The 1,699-nt window shown below is 67.2% G+C and carries 1 protein-coding gene; it reads left to right on the top strand.

Features of this window, described 5'->3' with window-relative positions:
- Positions 1–83 precede the first annotated feature (83 nt).
- A complete protein-coding gene (locus ABT245_RS45810; RefSeq protein WP_351747085.1) occupies positions 84–1,661 on the top strand; it encodes an ISL3 family transposase in 1,578 nt (525 codons plus the stop codon).
- The last annotated feature ends 38 nt before the right edge of the window (positions 1,662–1,699 follow it).

The following is a 1,699-nucleotide window of genomic DNA, read 5'->3' as shown; positions in this document are numbered from 1 at the left end:
GGTTCTGTCGACGATCTTGTGATGCGGACGGTTGAGCAGGCTGTGCCGACGATTCGCGATCATGAATGGGGTGCTCTCATGATGTGCTCCTGGAGTTGTTTCCGTACCTGTCTGCGCTGTTGATCGAGGAGATCGAGCGACGGCCGGACAAGGTGGTACTGCGGGCACGAGTGCGGTCGACGACCGGGGCCTGCCGCTGTGGTCATAGCTCGTCGCGGGTGCACGGCGGGTATGTACGCACGCTGCGTGATGCCGCTGTGGGCGGTCTCGGTGTCGTGATCGAGTTACACATACGTCGCTTCCGCTGTGAGAATCCCGCCTGCCCGGCAGTGACGTTCGCCGAGCAGATCGCGGGGCTGACGACTCCGCATGGCCGCTATACCCCTTTGCTGCGCGGGCTGTTGATGCAGATCGGACTGGCGCTGGCCGGCCGGGCCGGGGCCCGCCTGGCGGCCGCGGTCGGCATCACCGTGGGCAGGGACACTCTGCTGCGGATGGTCCGGGCCCTGCCCGAGCCGGAGATCGGCGAGGTCGAGGTGCTTGGCGTCGACGACTTTGCCTTCCGCAAGGGCCGTCACTACGGCACGGTGCTGATCGACATGGCCACCCACCGGCCGCTGCATCTCTACGACGGCCGGGAGGGCGAGGACCTGGCCGCCTGGCTCCAAGGCCATCCCGAGGTGAAGGTCATCTGTCGGGACCGCTCCAGTGGTTACGGGGAGGGCGCGCGGGTCGGGGCGCCACAGGCCCAGCAGGTCGCGGACCGGTATCACTTGTGGGCGAACCTCGGGCAGGCGGTTGAGAAGACGGTCAACGCCCACCGCTCCCGCCTGGCCGAACCGCTTGCCGCAGCGGAAGACGGCCCCGGCCACCGGGAAGCGGAGCCCGAGGTGGTGCAGCCGTCGAAGGAGCTGAAGATCGTGTCCCGGCTGCGCGAGCAGCATGCCGCCGCCCACAAGTTGTGGGCGCAGGGGATGTCGAAGGCGGCGATCGGCCGGAAGCTCGGGCTGCACCAGGCCACCGTCCGCAAGCTGGTCAACGCCTGCTCCGCTGATGATGTCGTCGCCAAGAGCCTGCAGCGGGCGCATGTCGTCGACCCGTACGTCGGCTACCTGCACCGACGCTGGAACGAAGGCATAAGAAATGCCGCACAGCTCCACCGGGAGATCCAGAACCTCGGCTATCCCGGAGGCGAGTTGGCCGTCCAGCGTCATCTGCGGCGCTACCGCACCGGGCGCGGACACGCACCCGCCGTCGGCCCCAAGCCTCCCTCTGTCCGCGAGGTCACCTCATGGATCATGACCCATCCCGAACACCTCCGCGACGGCGATGCCGACAAACTGCACCGCCTGCGTGAGCGCGACCCCGAGCTGGACCGGCTCACCGGCCACGTCAGGAAGTTCGCCGTCATGATGACCGCACGCCACGGCGACCGGCTCGAGGAGTGGATCGCCGGCGTCGAGCACGACACCCTGGCTCCGCTTGAGGGCTTCGCCCGCAACCTCCGCCGCGACTTCGACGCTGTCCAGAACGGTCTGTCCCTGCCGCATAGTTCAGGCGCTGTTGAAGGCAACATCAACCGGCTGAAGATGCTGAAACGCCAGATGTTCGGCCGTGCCAGCCTCGATCTCCTTCGCAAACGCGTCCTGCTCGCACGGTGAGCCTCAACCTGCTGGATCACAAGATCGTCGACAGAACC

Source organism: Streptomyces sp. NPDC001508 (genome assembly GCF_040298665.1).
Classification (GTDB): domain Bacteria; phylum Actinomycetota; class Actinomycetes; order Streptomycetales; family Streptomycetaceae; genus Streptomyces.
The sequence above is the reverse complement of the archived record's forward strand: the minus strand, read 5'-3'. Positions and strand labels throughout refer to the sequence as shown.